2 protein-coding genes and 1 pseudogene are annotated in these 3,548 nt (G+C 38.6%); 2 read left to right on the top strand and 1 reads right to left on the bottom strand.

Annotated elements, in window-relative coordinates:
* Positions 1 to 197 (bottom strand): annotated as a pseudogene (locus CIK90_RS13530) (IS1380 family transposase); the annotation flags it as partial.
* Between the two features lie 199 nt (positions 198 to 396).
* On the opposite strand from CIK90_RS13530, the gene CIK90_RS13525 reads away from it, so the two are divergent.
* Both CIK90_RS13525 and CIK90_RS13520 read left to right on the top strand, forming a co-directional pair.
* Entirely contained in the window at positions 397 to 2,715 is a 2,319-nt protein-coding gene (locus CIK90_RS13525) for a carboxypeptidase-like regulatory domain-containing protein (RefSeq protein ID WP_044064959.1), read from the top strand.
* 178 nt (positions 2,716 to 2,893) lie between these two features.
* The gene (locus CIK90_RS13520) at positions 2,894 to 3,457 is read left to right on the top strand and encodes an RteC domain-containing protein (protein WP_094465892.1); all 564 of its coding nucleotides are present in this window, start codon (positions 2,894 to 2,896) and stop codon (positions 3,455 to 3,457) included.
* Positions 3,458 to 3,548: the final 91 nt, after the last annotated feature.

Raw genomic sequence — 3,548 nt, 5'->3', positions numbered from 1 at the left:
CATGTACGAAGGGTAGGATGATACGAGAGATGGCGCATCAGTTGTGACGTTACATCTTCCACGCATGAGCCGCCACAGAAATAAACGCTCATCAGCGAACGGACTATCTCGCTGAACTGATATCCGATGATACTGCGGCATCTCTGACCCAGTGTTGAGTCGATAACGGGTGAAAGCATGGAGTCAAATTTCTCCATGATTGAAAAAATTCCTCCAAAAGGTGTGAGTTTTTCGAATTTTATTTGTACTTTTCAGCGCCTTGTTACGATTTTCGCTTGTTTTCTAATTGCAACACTAAGATAAGTGAAAAATCTGACACGGCAAAATCCTGGGCAACTTTTTGTTGCTCAGGAACTTATAAATAAAGTTAAATTATAGTGTTGCGGAATTAAGGGTATGGACTTTAATAAAGCTCGATTATTATATCTTATCGTATTTTTCCTGTATTCCGGCCTAAGTGTGTCCGGACAATCGATTCATGTTTCAGGAAGAGTACTTCAACAAAATACGCAAACACCTGTTGAGTTTGCTAATGTCGTTCTATTCAAACAAGATTCAGTCTTTCTGAAAGGAACAACGACAGACACTATCGGAAGATTTGAATTTGAAAATCTTCCCACAGATAATTATGTGCTGTCAGTATCCTGTTTAGGATTTGAAACAAAGCGGATTTTGATACAGAATCTGACGGAATCAGCACAAATAGATGTGTATTTGAATGAAAATGTTTTGTTACTTGGGGAAGTGGTGATTTCTGCTTCTTCCACAATAAACAAGATTAACCAACGGATTGTGTTCCCGACAAAATTGCAAATCAGCCATTCTGCCAACGGAATGCAATTGCTGAATACAATGATGCTTCCCGGCTTGAACATCAATCCGATGCTGAATACGATTTCATCATCCGACGGCGGGAAAGTCATTTTGCAGATTAACGGCGTAAATACCACGCCGGAAGAAATTCAGACCTTGCAACCCCGCCAAATCAAGCGGATAGAATATTCGGATTATGCAGGTATCCGATACGGACATGCTTCCAAAGTTATCAACTACGTGGTAGTAAGGGATGATAAAGGCGGTGTTGTTGGTGTGGATTTGATGAACTCGCTGAATATCCTTGCAGGGGGCGATGTTTTCTTTGCCAAATTCAACAAAGGAAAATCGGAATATGCTTTGAACTACACCGCAACGTTTCAACGCATCAACACGAATAACAGAAATCGCACAGGTAGTTATCAGTTTGAAAATTCATCCCCTATATTGAGGGAAGAAATCAGTGCCGGAGGTGATTATTCGTACCAAATGCATGATTTTTCGCTGACATACAACTATCAGCAGAGCGATTCGGCTTTTTTCAATGCCAAGTTGAAATATAATCTGAGCAATCAGCCTCACAACGATTTCAACAGTTTTCTAAAAGAGAATGGCACGGACAAAGGGTTGATTTTTGACGGAAGTCAGCAAAAAATTAATGTTCCTACCATCGACTTGTATTACCAGTATGGTTTACCCAAAAATCAGAAAATATATGCTAATGTGGTGGGGAGTTATGCGAACGCAGCATCTTCGCGGAATTACTGCGAATACAACGATGTTGATACTCTTTTCAGCGAACGTTCGGAACTGTTTTCCGATAAATATTCACTGATTGCCGAAGGCATATACGAAAAAGGATTTGCCCATGGAAATTTGAAATTCGGGATAAAACATATTCAGTCGTTTACAGAGCAGACAATTAATCAGGGCGAGGAATTCAAATCGGATTTGAATCAGGCGGAATCGTCGGTTTTTGCAGAGTGGTTTTATAGTAAGGGCAAATTCAGCTATAGCTTGGGACTTCGCCTGAATCGCCTGCATTTTTCCAATGTATCTGTTACCAAAAGCTATTACCATTTCTTACCCAAAGCGATGGTTGGCTATCGGTTCAGTGATAATTCTTTTATCCGGTATGATGCGGAGATGAGTCAAACGAATCCAACCCTGATGGAGTTGGCCGACACGGAAATCCGTCTTGACTCGTATCTTGCCGAGAAAGGGAATCTGTTGCTTCAACCGTACCTGAATCTGAATAATAATTTATATTACGAAAACAGAAAAGGGTTGTTCGCTTTCAATGCAAGCCTGCATCATCACTACAAACACAATCCTATCATGGAATCGAAAAGAGAACATGGAAATGTGTTCCTGACAATGCCCGAAAACATGAAAGATTGGAATAAGTATAATGCGGAGATAACATTGAAAGTAGGGATGATAAAAAACTTCCTGCAATTTTCGGTTACAGGAGGCTTCAACCACTTTGACAGTCGTGGGAACAACTATTCGCATACCCATTCTAATTTTTATTACAGGGCAGATGTTTTGGCAATGTATAAGAAATGGATGCTGATAGGCCAGCTACAGCCTTTTGACGAAAGGTTATACGGCGAAACCGTCATAAAGGATGGTAATTATCACTACTTGGCTATCCGGTACAATGCGACTAATTTTTCTTTTGGCATAGGTGCGTTCAATCCGTTTAAGAATGTTTCCCGAACCATTATGGAAAACAAAAATGCACAAGCGCCTTTCCGAAGAGAAAGTTTTAGCGATGCATCCCGAATTCTCGTTGCCACGCTCACTTGGAATTTTAATTTCGGAAAAACTCATCTTGTCGGTACTAAATCGCTGAATAATCAGGATACCGACTACGGAATCAAAGGAAGTTATAAGTAAGATTAGGTGTTGATTTCAACAAATTCTGTATTATGTATTTCTGGCAAATCTATCACTAATTATCTTTCAGCGACATGTTGTTGCTTCGCGTTCACTGAATCCTATCGGAATTCAGTGAACGCCTTTGTGTGTCGTCAACTGACGATATCATCCTTTTTTTTACTCAAAATCAATAAAAATGAAAGATAAGATAAAAAACATTGCAGAAAAATTAGAACATCAAATCAGGATGCATGAACTCGATTTAAATGACAGGATTAAAGATATTCCTCAAATAATATTGCTGTTGGAACAGGGGTTCTCGGAATTGAAAGAAATAGTTTCGTTTTATAAGTTCAAAAGTGAAATGGATGAAATATTCTTTTTCAAGATAATAAAACCCAAGTTTTTTAGTAAACTAATCTATTACAGGAAAGTGTATAACATCGAAATGATGCGCCCCAACGGACAAGATTGTGTGCTGAAAAATTATTTCATCAATGAACTGAATCAGTTAGAGAATTTCTACAATAAGAACATTGATTTCTATAAATACTACCGTTCGGGAAGTATGCATTTGGATAAGTACTTTTTTCTGAGAGGAAAACAAGATATTCAAATGACAATGGAAACATTTTATTTTGAAAGAGACCCTAATTTTTCTACGATTTGCGATTTTAAAGTTGCAAAAATAGTAGCAAACGAAATGTTGCGAATTTATCTGAATCCTAAAATCCGCAACTATCATCCAATACACGATTAAGGGTAGATTTATGAGTCGTTAGTAGCAGCTTTCAGTAAAAAGCAACAGCACAACATCAATATGTAGCCACCATCCCCTTACCCCACGATGC

Source organism: Prevotella sp. P5-126 (assembly GCF_002251185.1).
Classification (GTDB): domain Bacteria; phylum Bacteroidota; class Bacteroidia; order Bacteroidales; family Bacteroidaceae; genus Prevotella.
This window is presented reverse-complemented; position numbering and strand designations above follow the sequence as displayed.

Coding starts and splice junctions, on each gene's coding strand:
- CIK90_RS13520 (WP_094465892.1), top strand. CDS start 2,894: ATGAAAGATAAGATAAAAAACATTGCAGAAAAATTAGAACATCAAATC.
- CIK90_RS13525 (WP_044064959.1), top strand. CDS start 397: ATGGACTTTAATAAAGCTCGATTATTATATCTTATCGTATTTTTCCTG.